At 47.1% G+C, this 15,631-nt stretch carries 15 protein-coding genes; 7 read left to right on the top strand and 8 right to left on the bottom strand.

The features are described from left to right. Nucleotides 1–148 precede the first annotated feature (148 nt). Complete coding sequence (locus A4U59_RS13050) at nt 149–694, bottom strand: GNAT family N-acetyltransferase (protein WP_070121015.1); 546 nt, start codon at nt 692–694, stop codon at nt 149–151. Between the two features lie 193 nt (nt 695–887). Between A4U59_RS13050 and A4U59_RS13045 the strand changes: the two genes are divergently transcribed. Both A4U59_RS13045 and A4U59_RS13040 read left to right on the top strand, forming a co-directional pair. Next, nucleotides 888–2,324, top strand: coding sequence for a vWA domain-containing protein (locus tag A4U59_RS13045; protein WP_070121014.1), 1,437 nt, complete (start codon nt 888–890; stop codon nt 2,322–2,324). Between the two features lie 312 nt (nt 2,325–2,636). Then, the gene (locus tag A4U59_RS13040) at nt 2,637–3,122 is read left to right on the top strand and encodes a hypothetical protein (RefSeq protein ID WP_169823962.1); all 486 of its coding nucleotides are present in this window, start codon (nt 2,637–2,639) and stop codon (nt 3,120–3,122) included. 79 nt (nt 3,123–3,201) lie between these two features. On the opposite strand, the gene abc-f is transcribed toward A4U59_RS13040, so the two are convergent. The 5 genes from abc-f to A4U59_RS13020 all read right to left on the bottom strand — a co-directional run bounded on the left by abc-f (nt 3,202) and on the right by A4U59_RS13020 (nt 7,612). Beyond that, entirely contained in the window at nt 3,202–5,103 is a 1,902-nt protein-coding gene (abc-f, locus tag A4U59_RS13035; RefSeq protein WP_070121012.1) for a ribosomal protection-like ABC-F family protein, read from the bottom strand. 198 nt (nt 5,104–5,301) lie between these two features. Next, nucleotides 5,302–5,415: an RAxF-45 family protein gene (locus A4U59_RS22410; RefSeq protein ID WP_281183666.1), complete on the bottom strand. Its 114-nt coding sequence runs from the start codon at nt 5,413–5,415 to the stop codon at nt 5,302–5,304. Nucleotides 5,416–5,989: 574 nt separating this feature from the next. Beyond that, on the bottom strand, nt 5,990–6,214 hold the full coding sequence (locus A4U59_RS21785; RefSeq protein ID WP_070121011.1) for a hypothetical protein: 225 nt from the start codon (nt 6,212–6,214) through the stop codon (nt 5,990–5,992). 11 nt (nt 6,215–6,225) lie between these two features. Then, complete coding sequence (locus A4U59_RS13025; protein WP_070121010.1) at nt 6,226–7,380, bottom strand: DEAD/DEAH box helicase; 1,155 nt, start codon at nt 7,378–7,380, stop codon at nt 6,226–6,228. Nucleotides 7,381–7,414: 34 nt separating this feature from the next. Then, nucleotides 7,415–7,612: a YwbE family protein gene (locus A4U59_RS13020; RefSeq protein WP_070121009.1), complete on the bottom strand. Its 198-nt coding sequence runs from the start codon at nt 7,610–7,612 to the stop codon at nt 7,415–7,417. 166 nt (nt 7,613–7,778) lie between these two features. Between A4U59_RS13020 and A4U59_RS13015 the strand changes: the two genes are divergently transcribed. After that, on the top strand, nt 7,779–9,728 hold the full coding sequence (locus A4U59_RS13015; protein WP_070121008.1) for a S8 family serine peptidase: 1,950 nt from the start codon (nt 7,779–7,781) through the stop codon (nt 9,726–9,728). Nucleotides 9,729–9,775: 47 nt separating this feature from the next. On the opposite strand, the gene A4U59_RS13010 is transcribed toward A4U59_RS13015, so the two are convergent. Then, a complete protein-coding gene (locus tag A4U59_RS13010; RefSeq protein ID WP_070121007.1) occupies nt 9,776–10,270 on the bottom strand; it encodes a methylated-DNA--[protein]-cysteine S-methyltransferase in 495 nt (164 codons plus the stop codon). A 222-nt stretch (nt 10,271–10,492) separates the two neighbouring features. Here A4U59_RS13010 and A4U59_RS13005 point away from each other — a divergent pair, with 222 nt between their 5' ends. Genes A4U59_RS13005 through A4U59_RS12990 form a run of 4 tightly spaced genes read left to right on the top strand, consistent with a single transcriptional unit; the run spans nt 10,493 to nt 14,653 of the window. Beyond that, nucleotides 10,493–12,046 carry a spore germination protein gene (locus A4U59_RS13005; RefSeq protein WP_070121086.1) on the top strand — a complete coding sequence of 518 codons (1,554 nt, stop codon included), beginning with the start codon at nt 10,493–10,495 and terminating at the stop codon, nt 12,044–12,046. A 24-nt stretch (nt 12,047–12,070) separates the two neighbouring features. Beyond that, a complete protein-coding gene (locus A4U59_RS13000; RefSeq protein WP_070121006.1) occupies nt 12,071–13,282 on the top strand; it encodes a Ger(x)C family spore germination protein in 1,212 nt (403 codons plus the stop codon). A gap of 2 nt (nt 13,283–13,284) precedes the next feature. Further along, nucleotides 13,285–13,530, top strand: coding sequence for a hypothetical protein (locus tag A4U59_RS12995; RefSeq protein ID WP_070121005.1), 246 nt, complete (start codon nt 13,285–13,287; stop codon nt 13,528–13,530). Between the two features lies 1 nt (nt 13,531). Continuing rightward, complete coding sequence (locus tag A4U59_RS12990; RefSeq protein WP_070121004.1) at nt 13,532–14,653, top strand: GerAB/ArcD/ProY family transporter; 1,122 nt, start codon at nt 13,532–13,534, stop codon at nt 14,651–14,653. 85 nt (nt 14,654–14,738) lie between these two features. Here the strand turns inward: A4U59_RS12990 and proC are convergent, their stop codons facing one another. Then, nucleotides 14,739–15,548, bottom strand: coding sequence for a pyrroline-5-carboxylate reductase (gene proC / locus A4U59_RS12985; protein WP_070121003.1), 810 nt, complete (start codon nt 15,546–15,548; stop codon nt 14,739–14,741). Nucleotides 15,549–15,631: the final 83 nt, after the last annotated feature.

The raw sequence follows: 15,631 nt of genomic DNA, 5'->3' as shown, positions 1-15,631 counted from the left end.
CTCAGTAATTTTTTCATTACAACTCCTCCTCTCACTACTAAACTTCGAAATGAGCAAGAAGGAGTTTGAGGTAGAATCTAAACTACCACCAATTGGCAATAGCTAGTTGCAAATAATGCCTGGCAATTGCCTGGCAATTGCCAGGCAATCAAACCGGCTTGCCGATCCTCTTTTCATATTTGCTGTGACCGCCGAAATAGGGTGATACCCCTTTGAAGGGAAAGATTCGCTTGTAGTAGGCATTAAGTGATTCGTTTGAAGCGAGGCAATCGAGCCGAAGCCGTGTTTTCCCCTGTTGTTCCGCATGGTCTTCAGCCCAGTTCAGGAGTTTTTCGCCGATTCCCCGGCCGGCATAGAAACGGTTCACAACAAGCCTGTGAACATATGCTGCATCAGCACCGGAAGCTTCTTCCTCCCATACTCCACGGTCCCACTCACCCGGTGATGTCTCAACTGTAATTGTGCCCGCGTTCACTAGGCCGTCCTTTAGAAGATACGTACTCCCCCTTTCGATTGATTCAATCACGTCCGCCGTATTTCCATCAATGTCGTGAACATAGTAATCCCACTGTTCAAGACCTTTTTCCTGAAGCCACTTCCCGGCCTGGACGAGCAGTTCCTGAATATTTGCCAGGTCATCAATGCGGGCTTTTTCCAGTGAAAGTCCCGCCATCTCCGTATAAATTTTTTCCAATTCAGCTTCCCGCCTTCCGCTAACATCAAATTAAAATCCCATGTCCTCCTGATTCTATATATATAAAATAATTCCTTTCTCTCATTTGAAAAGAAGCGGGAGCTTTAAACTTGTTCAGGAAATACCTTACAGTTAAACTATATTTTAGATATAAAAATACATACTAATTCGTCATTGGAAAGAGGTGCATGCTTTGAAAGCCAGAAAGCTTTTGCTTGCAGCCTTGATGATTTTTGTTACAGGGGCTTGCAGCAATGAAGCAGTTGATGAACAGAAGCCTGACGAACAAGTTAAGGGGACAGTGAGTGAAAACGAGGCCGGACAGGACAGCAGCAGTGACAGTGAAGATTCTGAAATACTTGTTCCCATCAATGACATGATCCTCCAGGAAACCATCGAAGACCTGCAAAATTCAAAACCGGGAATTCTCACGTCAGAATTCAGTTTTGAAGATGAAACCTCCCACTGGGCTCCGGTTAATGCCCTAAAAGGAATTGAAGAAGAAACAAAGCGAAAATTAGCTGAAACAGCAGAGATGACAGACGATCCCGGCCAATTATACAAGGCTCTCCTTTACCATCTCGGAAGTAATGCCTATGCCAGCGCGGCAAATGACCTGGCAGGGATTGAGCCGGACTTTGATGAACCGATGTTTCCCGAACTCGATCAATTGATTGGCTCCCCGGAAGTTAATCAGCAAGAGAAAGGAAAGGCGATCATTTTATTGGACGCAAGCTCCAGTATGCTGCTTGATGTGAAGGGCGAACAAAAAATGAAGACGGCCAAGCGGGCGGTCAGAAGTTTCGCAAAAACGATCGGCAGTGATAATGAGATGTCACTGTTTGTATACGGCCATAAAGGCACCCAGGCGGATAAGGATAAAACCGTTTCCTGCAATGGGATCGAAGAAATATATACCATGCAGGATTACAACGAAGAGCAGTTTTATAAGGCTGTCGCCAATGTCGATGCAAAAGGCTGGACGCCCCTGGCTGCCGCCATTCAAAAAGCAGGCGAAGCGGGCAGCCAATACAATGGGGATCTTACCATTTACATCGTGAGCGATGGCGCGGAAACCTGTGATGGCAATCCGATTGAAGAAGCCAAAAAGTTTGCAGAAGCCAACGATGGCCGTAACGTGAACATTATCGGATTCGATGTCGATCAGGAGGCGGAAAACCAGCTGAAAGAAGTTGCTGCAGCAGGAAACGGCGAGTATCTCCCAGCCGATAGTCCCGAAGAACTGAACGATCAAATGACTAAAAAATGGGTGCCCCGGTGGGTTGATATCCATAGTGTAAGAAGGCAATCTCCAAAAGGGACATTTGCCATCTCTTTTCAAAAATTGAACATCGACAAAGCAGCCATGACGCTTACCGGGGCCGTTAAAACCGAAACATCCCGTATGCTGCATGCAATACGGATGATGAAAAATGAGGATATGATTTCCGACGGACTTTCAGAGAAATTGACCACAATGAATGAAGAACGGAAACAATTGCTGCTGAGCATGGTTGAAGATGAGCAAGCAAAAAAGAGGGAAGAGATCGACAAAGAAGTCGAGAGAATCGATCAAAAAGTGCAAGCATATGCAGATAAGCTGGAAGAGCTGAGGAATCAGGGCCAATAATTTTTCCCTGAAAAAAATCCTGAACATCCAGCGAACTCATTAAACAGCCTGAAGCCTGGTCACGTCAGGATTCCAGGCTGTTTTCTTATTTTTCGATGACGATTGGGGCACCTCGAAAATGCACCCACTTTTTCTCGTTGCAGGGATAGCGGACCAGGGGAGAGTGTATGTGACGCTGAAGAGGCTCCAGGATTCCTTGCGGATAGCGAGTGCCGAACTGAATCAGCAACCCGTTTGATGGAGCTTTTTTAAAATTGCTGTAACGTTTTCAGTTTCTTTTCGCCTTATAACTAACGAGATAACATGAAAGGAATGAAAAATGTGAAAAAGCTGCTGATTATGCTCGCTGCCGCTTTTCTGTCATTTTGGCTTTTAACAGCATGTAATCAGGAAAAGAAAACAGAAACCCCCGGTGAGATTACCGGAAATGAGGCCGATGCAAGCAGAGGCACACAGCTCGCTGATTCCCTTGCCATCACCGAATCAACGCTGGGCAAAGTTAAGGCTGATTATGAAACCAGCGAGCCGATTGCACTTGTGAATACGGATCTTGATGACCAAAAAATCACGCTCATCTTTCAAGCCGATTCCGCCACTGATGAGTCACAAGCTGAAGAAATTGTCGGGCAGGTGCTGTTGGAAATTTCAAAGAAAACCGTTGACAGTGAACAGCTTGAGGGGGGATATGCGACGGTTTACAATCAGTATGACGTTGATATCATCATACAGGACACAAATACAAATCCGCTGCTTACAGGCAAAATGCCAGCAGGTACACAGCAAATCGAATGGAAATGAAAAAATGATAAGCTGAAAAAGAAGCGTACCTCTCTGATGAGAACCGTACGCTTCTTTGCTTCACCTAATTTATCGGCTTCTATATGTTTGTTTCCATCAGTTTTTCCAGTTCGGCAAACAGCTCTTCTTCCATGCCTTCAAGCTTTTCTTTTTCGAGCTGAAGTACATGAAGGCGCTCCACATTCTGTTCCTCAGCCATTTCACCATTCAGTGCTGACAGCCTTATTTCAATTTCCTCTAAGCTGCTTTCCAGTTCTTCGGGTGTCTTGCCTTTATTTACGGATATCTGCCCAGCGTTAACAGCATGGGCCGGTTTTGAGGTTCCTCTTTCCTTTGCAGATGCTTCCTTTTCTCTTTTTTCCTCCATCTTGGCGCGCGCCCAACTGTAATTCCCGCCAAATGAGTGCAGGCTTCCAGCCTCTATCCAGTATATCTTTTCAAAAAGTTTATTTAAAAAATAGCGGTCATGTGATACGGCAAGCAAGGTGCCGTTGAAATCCTCAAGCGCCTCCTCAAGAACCTCGCGCGACTCAATATCAAGATGATTTGTCGGCTCATCCAGAATGAGCAGGTTGATATCCTGGTACATGAGCTGAGCAAGCCGGAGCCTCATCCGCTCCCCGCCGCTGAGCTGGTTCACCCTGCGGAAAACCGCATGGCCGTAAAATAAGAACCTGGCCAGTATATGCCTGGCATGCCCTTCCGTCACCGCCACTTGTTCACGGAAAGCTTCAAGCACCGTGACATCCTTTTCGCGATCATAAACATGCTGCGACAAATAACCGGCTTTTACATTGCTGCCGAGCCGGACCGTGCCGCTGTCAGGTTCCATTTCACCAAGAATCATTTTAAGAAGCGTCGATTTACCTGTGCCGTTCTCTCCGACAATCACCGCCCGTTCCCTGAATTGCAGCAGCAGGTTTGCCTGTTTGAACAGCTCCCTGTTTCCGAATGACTTTGCGGCATCTCTCATTTCAATCACATCTTTATCGCTCCTGTCTGCCGCTTCAAGCTGGATGCCCATTTTTTTGCGGTCGAGGGCAGGACGGCTCAGCTTCTCCATCCTTTCGAGTGCCCGTTCCATATTCCGCGCCCGCTTGTGAAGTCCTTCGTTCGGCGGATTGGCACGGTTGGCCCACTCCTTCAGGCGCTTGATCGCTTCTTTCATCTTCTTGATTTTTTTCTGCTGTTCTTGATAGGCCTGGAACTCACGGAGCAGCCGCTCTTCTTTTTCCTTCACAAAGCCTGAATAATTTGTGTGATACGTATGAATCTCACCATCCTCGAGATCGACAATCTTATTGACGACTTCATCAAGGAAGTAACGGTCATGTGAAATGATGACAACTGTGCCGGTATAGTCACATAGAAACTGCCCGAGCCACTCCACTGCCATTAGATCCAGGTGGTTGGTCGGTTCATCAAGCAGGAGGAGACCCGGCTTCTTGAGCAGGATCAAGCCGAGGCCGACCTTTGTTTTTTCCCCCCCGCTCAGCAAGCTGAACGGTTTATCCAGAAGACCTGTGATTTGCAGGCCGCCGGCGACTTTATTCACATCCGACTCGATTTCGTATCCACCCAGCATCGTGAATTGCTCCTGCAAGTCCCCGTAGGCAGAAATGAAACGTTCCAGCTTGCCGCTGTCCTTTTCCTGCGCCATCTTCCCTTCCAGATCTTTCATTTTTTCCTCCATATTAGTCAATTCAGAAAAAGCGGTCAGTAGCACTTCTTTCGCGGTCATTCCGTCTGGATAGTCAGGTATTTGTGATAGATATCCAAGGGTAAGGCCCTTTTTCCAGTGGATTTGCCCGCTGTCCGGTGTTTCCGTTCCGGACAGCAGCTTGAACAGCGTTGTTTTGCCGCTGCCGTTTCGGCCGACGAGGCCGATTCGGTCATGTTCGTGTACTTCTACCGAAAGCTTTTCAAAAACGAGGTTGCCCCCGTACATTTTACTGATTTCTCTTGTATTGCATGTAATCATATCGGATCTTCCTTTCTTTGTTGGCCGTATAAGTGAAATAAAAAAAGCCGCAGGAGAGCATACACTCACCCACGGCTGCTGTACACCCCCGGACAAGCCGGATGGATGTACGAAAAAAAGAGGGCAAAGATGCCCTCTTTCATTACCGTCATCAATATTGGCGGGTAAAGAGACCTCTTATCGTTCTGTTACCATGATTCAGTTGCTGAAAAAGGGCATACGTATCCCGTCAGCAGACTGATCATGAAAAATCGCACGGCACAAATACAGAAAATCCATCTCCTGCCCGCGATTCATTACAGAACGATTCATCTCTTCCCCACCTCCTTGTCAGAATTGTTATTTTAATTGTATGCGTTTACGGATTGGATTGCAAGAGGCGCCTGGAAATGGGCCTGCACATTTTTTTCCTGTTGAGTCTGGGAATGGGCCAAAACCTGGAGTATGGTCGACATTTAACTTGGAGCTGAAGCAGATATTGGGCGATAGACTATGGTGCATAATTTGGAGCGGAGCAGGTATGATCCGGATAGTGGTGGGCTTGCAGGAATCTCGCGCCTTACTGGTTAGGCAGTGAGTGTCGCCGGAGGTAAATGAGAGAGCAAATAGCTTAGTTTGACGGAAAAATCATGGTATCGGCTGCTAAGTTGCTAGATTTAATAAAAAGAGTCGGGTGCAGCCGGCGGAAGTCTTCATCCTGCCTGGCGTTTCACGCCAAAGTAGGGACGTTTCTTGCTGAAGACAGATTGTTTCACGCCTTATACCGAAGTTTTCGCGCTTGACCGCTTTGGCTTCTTCGTTTTCACGCCATATCCCCTTCTTTTCACACGGAAGTGTTAACATTTCGTGCCGATTTGAAGATAATTCACGCTGAACGCATGTTTTTTCACGCCAAATCAATGGTTTCACGCCGTTCGGTCCGATTTTCACGCCAAGGCGAGGGCGTTTTACACCAAACCGAGCCCTGTCCGGCTCTGGAAGGCGCGGTTTCCTTCCGGGTTGGATCACCGCCTTTGGCGATAGCCGCTGGCGCCTGGAGCTGGACACTGATCTTGCCTGAAAATTTTCTTGCCCAATAAAAAACGGCTGAATGCACAGCCGCTTTTTTCACCCAAAATAAACCTATCTTTTCCCCTGGTGCCTTCCTGCATCAACCATCCGGCCCCTGTGCATCTCCTGTTCCTTGAATTCCACACCGAGCTCGCGGGCCATTTTATTCACGAAGCTTTCTTCACGTTTGGTAACAAGCGAAACGGCCGTGCCTTTCGCCCCCATGCGGCCGGTGCGGCCGGACCGGTGGATGTATTGATTGGCGGTACTCGGGAAGTCGAAGTGGAAGACATGGGTAATGCCTTCGACATCCAACCCTCTTGCCGCTACATCAGTCGCGAGAAGCAGGCTGACATCACCTGTCCTGAAGCTTTTAATCGCGCGTTCCCTTTCGGCTTTGGATGATTCGCCGTCCAGCACTTCGAATGGGACGTGCTTATAGCGGAGCTTTGACTCAATTTCACCAAGCGTTTCGCGGTTGTTGGCAAATACGAGGCCTTTGACTGCCCTGTCATTCACAAGCTTGCGCAGCGTATCGACCTTGTCCCTCCGTTCGACCGGCAAATACAAATGCTCAGTCGTATTCGGCATCTCCTGGCCTGAACGGATTCGGATCAATTCAGGATCATCCATCAGCTTTTCCGCCTGTTCTCTGGCCGCCTCAGGCAACGTCGCCGAGAAAAAGACAAGCTGCCGGTCTTTCAATGTCGATTTGATGATGGCCTGCAGGCTGCCGGAATGTTCGGAAGACGCAAGCATATCAAATTCATCAACTGCAATCAGCTTCACTTCATGCATTTTCAGCTTTTTCATCTTGATGAGCTCCTGGATCCTCCCCGGCGTGCCGGTTACAATTTGCGGGTGTTTCTTCAGTTTTTCCAGCTGCTTCTTCACGTTTGCCCCGCCTATGAATGCCGCACTTGTTATTTCGGTCCCCTGCTTCCACTTTTGAATCTCTTCGTGGATTTGCATGACCAGTTCCCGGGATGGAGCGAGTATCACCGCCTGCGTCTTTTTACTCTCAGAATTGATTTTATCCAGAATCGGCAGCAGGTAAGCCAGCGTCTTCCCTGTCCCGGTCGGTGATTCGCAAATGACATCCATACCGTCCAATATGACTGGAACCGCTTTGGATTGGACAGGGGTCGGTTCAGAAAATCCGCTTCCCTCCCAGTTCGCTCTTAAAAAGTCCTTCAGTTCTGCTGTAAATGATGCATCGTTTGTCATCTATAAAAATCCCTTTCTTTTCGTAAGTTCATCCTTACTGATGGATTGTTTTCACCCTTCCGACCTGTCCGCTTTCCAGGCGTACTTTTATGCCGTGCGGATGGTTCGGGGATTTCGTCAAAATATCCTTCACAATCCCGCGGGTCGTTTTTCCGGTTTTTTGATCCTGTTTCAATACGATATCCACTTCCTGGCCCGGTTGGATATCAGCGCGGACGGTTCCGTTTCCCATTGTTATCCCTCCTGAAAAACACTCAATATATACCATTATTACCCGTTTGTTGTCAAAAACACTACCCGTTATTTGCCAGCCGTTTTATAATGAAAACAAGCTCTAATCTTTGTTTATATCGTTTCTTTCCTAATCATACACTGTTGTTCAAGAGAGGATTGATTTTTTGTTTACTTCATTGCATAAATTGACGGTTTTTTCTTTTCTGGTTTTATTATTTGCCGGACTGATCGTTTCCGGACTCGTCTTCACCGGCCCGTCGCCAGATAAGAAACCAGTTTCCTATGCCCCGGGTAAGCAGATTGTTACCCGCCATCTGGAAACAACCGCAGAAAGCTTTCGCGGTTCTCAGCAAACTGTGCAGAAAGAACCCCGGACTGCAAAACAAACATCCGCTCTTTCACATGATGAGATCCAAGAAACAGATCATTCCAGTCGTTCATCAAGTATAGCTGCTGCCGTGGAAACAACCGGAGAACCTGACCCGGAGAACAGCAAAAACGCTGAAAACGAATCAGCTGCCGCTGCGGCACATCAGCCTGTAAAACTAGAAGTTGTGGCTGTTTATAACAATGAACAGGGACTGAATAAACTGCTCCAAGACGGCAGGGAACCAATCCATCAATTCAAGTCGCTTCAAGCTGTTACCGTAGCATTGACGCAAAAGGAAATCGACAGGTTTTCCATTGATCCCGATATCGATTATATAGATGTCAATACTTCTGTAGAATTGGTAAGTACGCCGTTTGAGACAATCGATCAAACCAAACTACATGCGAGCAGTACAGGCGGCACTGTACCGCCGGAAGAATCGGAGTGGAGCCTGCAGGCCGTTAAGACACCAGCTGCCTGGGATGAAGGCTTTGATGGCTCCGGGATAAAAGTTGCTGTCATAGACTCAGGCATTGCCCAGCACCCTGATTTATCTATTGCCGGCGGTGTCTCAACTGTAAGCTATACGGCCAAATGGACCGATGACCACGGACATGGCACCCATGTAGCCGGAATAATCGGTGCCAGGCGAAACAACACAGGCATTGCAGGTGTGGCGCCCGGCGTAAAACTGTATGCTGTCAAAGCTCTGGACAAGCAGGGTGAAGGGAATTTGCTTGATATCCTTGAAGGCATCGATTGGTCGATTGCAAATAAAATGGATATCATCAATTTAAGCCTGGGTACAGATACGGATGCCCGTGTATTCCGGGATCTTGTTGACAAAGCGAATCAGCAGGGAATCATCCTTGTGTCAGCAAGCGGAAACACCGGCGATGCTTCCGGAACCGGGAATACGGTTACTTATCCTGCCGCATATAATAGTGTGATTGCTGTTTCAGCCGTAGACCGTTCATTTAATAGAGGTTCCTTTTCTTCAACGGGAGCTGAAGTCGAATTTACGGCTCCCGGTGTAAATGTCGTCAGTACTTACCTTAACAGCCGGTATGCATCCACAAGCGGCACTTCCCAGGCTGCACCGCATATTTCGGGAATAATGGCTGTTTTAAAACAAAAATATCCCGGCAAGTCGAGTCAGCAGCTTCGGAGTGAGCTTACCGGATATGCCAAAGACCTTGGAGCGCCTGGAAGAGATACCTGGTATGGATACGGAATGGCCCAATACAAAAATATGGATCAGCAGCCTTCCGATGAAGAATTGCTCGATACAATCGAACGTGCTGTCAACAGCCTTGCCCTTGCTGATGAGACCCGCAAGCTGTGGGATTACGATACTGCACGCCATGTCATAAGCCTGCTGCCTGAGGCAGAAGAAAAGGCTGGCCTGACATTGCAGCTTAACAATCTGCAAAATGCTCTCGGGCTAGTTGAGTTCCAGTCTTTGCTGAATGTCGATCGAAATAAAAGTTTCCTCATCACATTTACACGCGATATAGACGCAGCAACCATTTCTGACCGGAATGTGTTTATCCGCCGAAATGGATCTTTTGTCAACGGCCTTTCTGCTTCTCTTAACCCGGATGGCGAAAGCATTACCGTAAAAGCGCCGCCTCAAGGATATGTTTCAGGCGGAACTTATTTTCTCTATGTTGATAAAACGATTAAAGCACCAAACGGCAGAAACCTGAAATTCCCTGTCATCGTAAGGTTCACTGTGAAATAAAAGGAGACGCATCATTCGTCTCCTTTTTTTATTCCAATCCTTTTCTATCACGTAACGGAATTCCCACGCTCCAGCGCCAACAGCTCTTCCTTCACCCCCGTGCGGCTGCCCGCATAACCAACGAGGCTGCCATTCTTGCCGATCACGCGATGGCACGGAATGATGATCGGCAATGCATTGGCACGGTTTGCCTGTCCGACTGCTCTCACTGCTTTCGGTTTCCCGATGGCTTCGGCAATATCCGCATAGCTTCTCGTCTCACCATATGGGATTTGTTCGAGTGCATGCCAAACTTGTTGTCTGAACGGGGTCGCTTCGATGGAAAGCGGAACCGTGAAGGTGACTCTTTTCCCCTGAAAATATTCATCAAGCTGCATGATGGCCGCTTCACACAGCTTGCTGTCTTCTTCAAGCTCCGGATGGCGGTCCAGATAGACCTGCCAGTCTTCTTCGAATAGTTCGATGCGTTTTACCCCAACTTCATCTGCCACAACTAAAATCGGGCCGATCGGTGATTGATATATTCCATAGCCCCTTTTCATCTAACTCCCCCTGTCGTTTTGGGCCAGCTGAATGCGCTCCTCTTCTTGAAATCCATTATACCGTTAAAGCCGCCATTTTTTATACTTGTTGTTTTTACTGAAGAACCTAAGCTGGCCTTTTTTCAAAAACTGGCTGGCATGCATATTAATGCCTGTATACTCAAACATTACATAAAAAGAGAGGAAAGAGGTTCGCGTCCCATGGGCTTTTTCAAAAAGAAGATGCAACAAAATGAAAACTATCCCCGTGAAGACCCTATTACAGAAATCGACGATCTGAGCGGAACGGACTATGGCCTCCTCAGCGAATCAATGGATGAAAACCTTTCTTTCATAAAAGAAAGCCTGGGCCATACCGGTGACTTAATCATAAGGAAAATTGAAATCGGCCTTCCGGAACAGCCTTATGTGAATGTGCTGTATATCAAAGGACTGGCAGATGCTGAAAAAGTCTCGAAGTTCGTTATCGAGCCTCTTGCATCAAAACCTCACATAGATCATTCCGGCGATTCATTCGAATATATCGAAGAAGCGCTGACAATCGGCGGGAACTTTGAGTATGTCACAAAGTTCGGCCAGCTCCTTTCTTCACTTCTCAGCGGAAATACGGTTCTGATGCTGAACCATTTAAATAAAGCTCTTTGTGTAACGACAATAAACCTTCCCGAGCGGGCCATCAGTGAACCCAAGTCCCAGAATGTTGTCCGGGGGCCCCATGAAGGGTTCACTGAAAGCCTGATCACGAATAAAAGCCTGGTCCGAAAACGGCTGAAAACCCCACACTTGAGAAGCGATATGAAGGTGGTCGGACGATATACGAAGACTAAAATCTCCATTATGTATATTGACGGGATTGCGAACGAAAAGATCGTTGAGGAAGTACAAAACAGGATCGATAAAATTGATATCGACGGTATTATTGAAAGTGCGAATATTGAAGAACTGATCCAGGACAGTACATTTTCGCCGTTCCCGACCATTTTTAACTCTGAACGGCCGGATGTCGTCACTTCCGGATTGCTCGAAGGACGGGTCGCAATTCTTGTGGAAGGAACACCATATGTGCTGCTCGTTCCGGCCCTGTTCCCGCAATTTTTGCAAGCTGCAGAAGACTATTATCAGCGGTCGGATTTTGGGCTCATGCGTATGCTGCGTTTCCTGGCGTTTTTCCTGGCGCTTTTGAGCCCATCGATATTTGTCGCAGTTAAAACATTCCACCAGGAACTTCTTCCGACACAGCTTATCATCAACTTCGCTGCCCAGCGTGAAGGTGTGCCGTTTCCTGCTTTTGTCGAAGCGCTATTGATGGAACTCACGTTTGAAATTCTCCGGGAGGCCGGAGTCCGGATGCCGAGAGCAGTCGGCCAGGCGATTTCCATTGTCGGTGCTCTTGTCATCGGCCAGGCTGCGGTTGAGGCGGGACTCGTCACCCCTGCTATGGTTATCGTCGTCTCCATAACAGCTATCGCATCATTCGTTTTCCCGGCATACAACCTGGCAATCAGCATCCGCGCGCTTCGTTTCGGTTTCATGTTCCTTGCCGCTTCATTTGGCCTGTTCGGGATTGCAGTCGGAATTTTCCTCCTCGTGCTGCACTTGTCAGGGTTGCGTTCGTTCGGTGTACCTTACCTGACACCGCTCGCACCTTTTAACATGACTGACCAGAAGGATACAGTTCTTCACTTGCCGCTTAAGTTCCTGCGAACCAGGCCAAGGCTTGTCAGCCAGGAAAATAAGACACGGCTGCAAGTAAATGAAAAGACGAATAAAGAATAGACCGTTTCAGGAGGTGGCATATAAATGACCCGATATCGAAAAATAATTCTGATCATTTTGGCAGCTGCCGTCTTCCTGACCGGATGCTGGAATCGACGGGAATTGAATGAACTGGCTATTGGTGTGGCCATTGGAATCGATAAACAAGATGAAGGGTACAAGTTTACCGCGCAAATCATTAACCCGGGCAAAGTTGCCGGCAAAGAGGCAGGCGGAGACTCAAGGACAAATGTCCAGACGTTCATCGGTGAAGGAAAGACTTTATTCGATGCCTGGAGGAATCTTACCAGGGAAGCTCCCAGAAAAATGTACTTCACCCATGTCCAGGTGGTGGTGATCGGCGAAGAGTTGGCCCGGGAAGGAATAACCAGGCCTCTTGATCCGATGTTGAGGGATCATGAATTCCGCCAGGATTACTATCTATTGATTACATCTGAAAACCAGAGAGCTGAAACTGCCATGAACATTCTCACTTCACTTGAAGAGGTTCCGGCCCTCAAAATTACCGGAATGCTTGAGGCATCCAGTAAAAATAACGGAGTCGGCACGATATACACACTCGATGAAGTGGTCGGGGATCTGGTGTCGGACGGAAAAGAACTTGCTTTATCAGGTATATTGGTCGAAGGAGATCCAGAAGAGGGGGAAACGTTAAGCAGCCTTGAACAATCGAATCTTTCATCCAAGTTGCTTATCAATGAGCTTGGCATTTTTAAAGAAGACCGGCTGATTGGGTGGTTGGAGGCAGAGGATAGCAAGGCATACAACTATACGCAGGGCAACGTCAAAAGCACCTCCGAACAAATCAAATGCAATGACGAAGGGAAAGGAATCATTTCAATTGAAGTCCTCGAGAATAACACCAAGATCAAAACCGAAATCAAAGATAATGTCCCTGAGGCAGTCATCAATGTTGATATTAAGGGGAATGTCGCAAATGTCGAGTGCGAGAAGGATTTAACAGACAATAAGGAACTGGAAAAACTGGAGAAACAATTTGAAAAGCATACTAAAAAAATAATTGAACATCTGATTGAAATTGTCCAAACGAAGAAAAAGACAGATATCATCGGAATCGGAGAAGCTGTCCACAAATACAACCCCAAGTACTGGAAAAAAAACAAACAAAAGTGGGAAGAAATTTACCCTGAAACAAAGATAACAGTGAACGTAAATGCAAGCATCCAACATATCGGAGCCACCGGCAAGCCACCCGCAAGCGGAGGAGGGCAATAGTCTTGGTCGATCTCATTATCATTATCATCCTGGCCGTGCTGGTAAGTTACAAAGTCACCAAACCACTCGTCAGGAGTAAACAAAAAAAAGAGCTGATTATATACTATACCCTCCTTTTTTTCGCTTTAGGGCTTGTGACAATGCGGGCCTTTGATATAAAAATCCCAAATCCGGCTGATGTGATTGTCGTTTTCTTCGGACCTGTAACTAAAAGGCTCTTAAAACTCATGAACATAAAGGGGGGTTAAAATGGAACCGAATCGAATACATATTTCGCCCTTCCAGTTCACGCTGCTCGTCTTCATGTTTGTGACGGGCAGTTCCATTCTACTTACCCCGCTCCCGCTTATCAAGGCAGCCAAACAGGATGCATGGATTGCCGCTGTTGCCGGGGTATTGATGGGATTGGCTGTAATAGCTCTTTATATTTATATCGGAAAATCATATCCGGGCAAAACGTTTTTTGAATTTATTGATGAGATTTTCGGCAAATTTTTAGGGAAAGTGATTACAGGAATGTATCTGTTCTTTGTTTTCCTGCTATCAGCGCAGGTTTTGAGCAATCTGGGCGATTTCATCGTTTCACAAATTATGATTGAAACACCGAAAGAATATATTCATGCACTTTTCCTGGTACCGGTGCTCTATGCAGCCGTACTTGGGCTTGAATCCTATTCACGGGCGGCAGAAGCCCTTCTCCCCTCCCTGCTTCTATTAATTATCATCTTTATGTTGGTCCTGCTTCCCGATATTGATTTCAGCAATTTAACACCTGTCAATGGAGAAGGGGCCCTTGCGATTTTCGAAGGTTCATTGGCAGTATTGCAATTCCCCTATATCGAAATGTTCCTGCTGCTGGCCTTATTTCCTTTTGTTTATTCACCTGAAGAAGCAGGAAAAGCATTTATGATAGGAGGAATCGCCGGAGGATTCATCTTGATTATTAACCCTCTCTTTATCACGCTTGTACTCGGATCTGCCTTTGCAGAAACGGTACTGTACCCAAGTTTCATTCTCGCTAAAAAGGTTAGCATCGGGGATTTCCTGGAGCGTGTGGAGGTGTTGCTGGCGGCGATTTGGATCATAACATTATTCTTCAAGCTCATTGTTTGTTTCCATATTACAGTTAAAGGAGTTAATTATCTTACAGGGCTCAAAAGCAGCAATCTGCTTATTTTTCCCATAGGGATTATTGTGTGGGTCACGTCAATAATCGTTTATCCAAATTTCGCCTACTTCCAATCAGTGGTGGCTTCCACCCTTTCTTATAAATTGGTCTTCGGTCTCATCCTCCCGGCAGTAATGGGAATCATTACCTTCGTTAAAAAGAAACAAAAAAATAAGCAGCCCGCCCAAGGTCCGATATCATAATAGCAAGTCACCTGGAAAAGCCGGCTGCCAAACGGGCTTTTTTTGCACGGCAATCTGATCCCCTGACAAACCGGCTTCTCTTTATTCAGTCCGCGCCAAGTTCCTTTACCCGTTTCGTACATGCATCCATCGCTGCCAGCACCGCCCCTCGGAATTGACGCTGCTCAAGCTCGGCAACAGCCGCAATCGTTGCACCGCCGGGTGAACAAACCTGATCCTTCAATTCACCCGGATGCTTACCTGTTTCAAGAACCATCTGTGCGGCACCCATCACCGCCTGAGCAGCAAGACGGTATGCCTGATCGCGGGCCAGCCCTTGCTTTACACCGCCGTCTGCCATCGCTTCGATCATCATATATACATAGGCTGGTGATGAACCGCTGACCGCCGGGACGGCATCCATCTGGCTTTCAGCAACAACCGCCGCTTCACCAAAGCTTCTGAAAAGCCCGAGCACTTCCTCCAGTTCTTTTTCCGTTACGTGTTCATTTGCACATACCGCACTCATTCCTGCTCCGATGAGGGATGGGGTATTTGGCATCGAACGCACCACTTTCACACCGCCTGCAAAGGATTTTTCCACATCCTGCAGCGTGACACCCGCAGCCACCGTTATCAAAATGACTGATTCCTTTACCGTATCTTTAATTTCCTTGATGACCAATCCGTAATCGATAGGAGGCACCGCCAGGAATAAATAGTCCGCTGTACGGGCGACATCCAGGTTATCAACTGTCGTCCTGATTCCAAGTTTTTCTTTTACTTCTGCAAGCTTTTTATGTGTCCTTGAGCTTGCCGTAATGTTATCCGAAGCAACAATTCCATCATTTATCATTCCTGCGATCATCGCCTGTGCCATTTTCCCACAGCCTACGAAGCCGATTTCCTTGTCCATGCTGCCACTTCCTTTTCAAAATTGTTTTCTCTCACAATAACTATAGACAAGTATTTCAAAATAGCTGCTAAAATGCCAGCGGG

This window comes from Bacillus marinisedimentorum, from assembly GCF_001644195.2.
Classification (GTDB): Bacteria; Bacillota; Bacilli; order Bacillales; family Bacillaceae_O; genus Bacillus_BL; species Bacillus_BL marinisedimentorum.
Note: the sequence above shows the minus strand (reverse complement) of the source record. Positions and strands in the feature narration are given on the sequence as shown.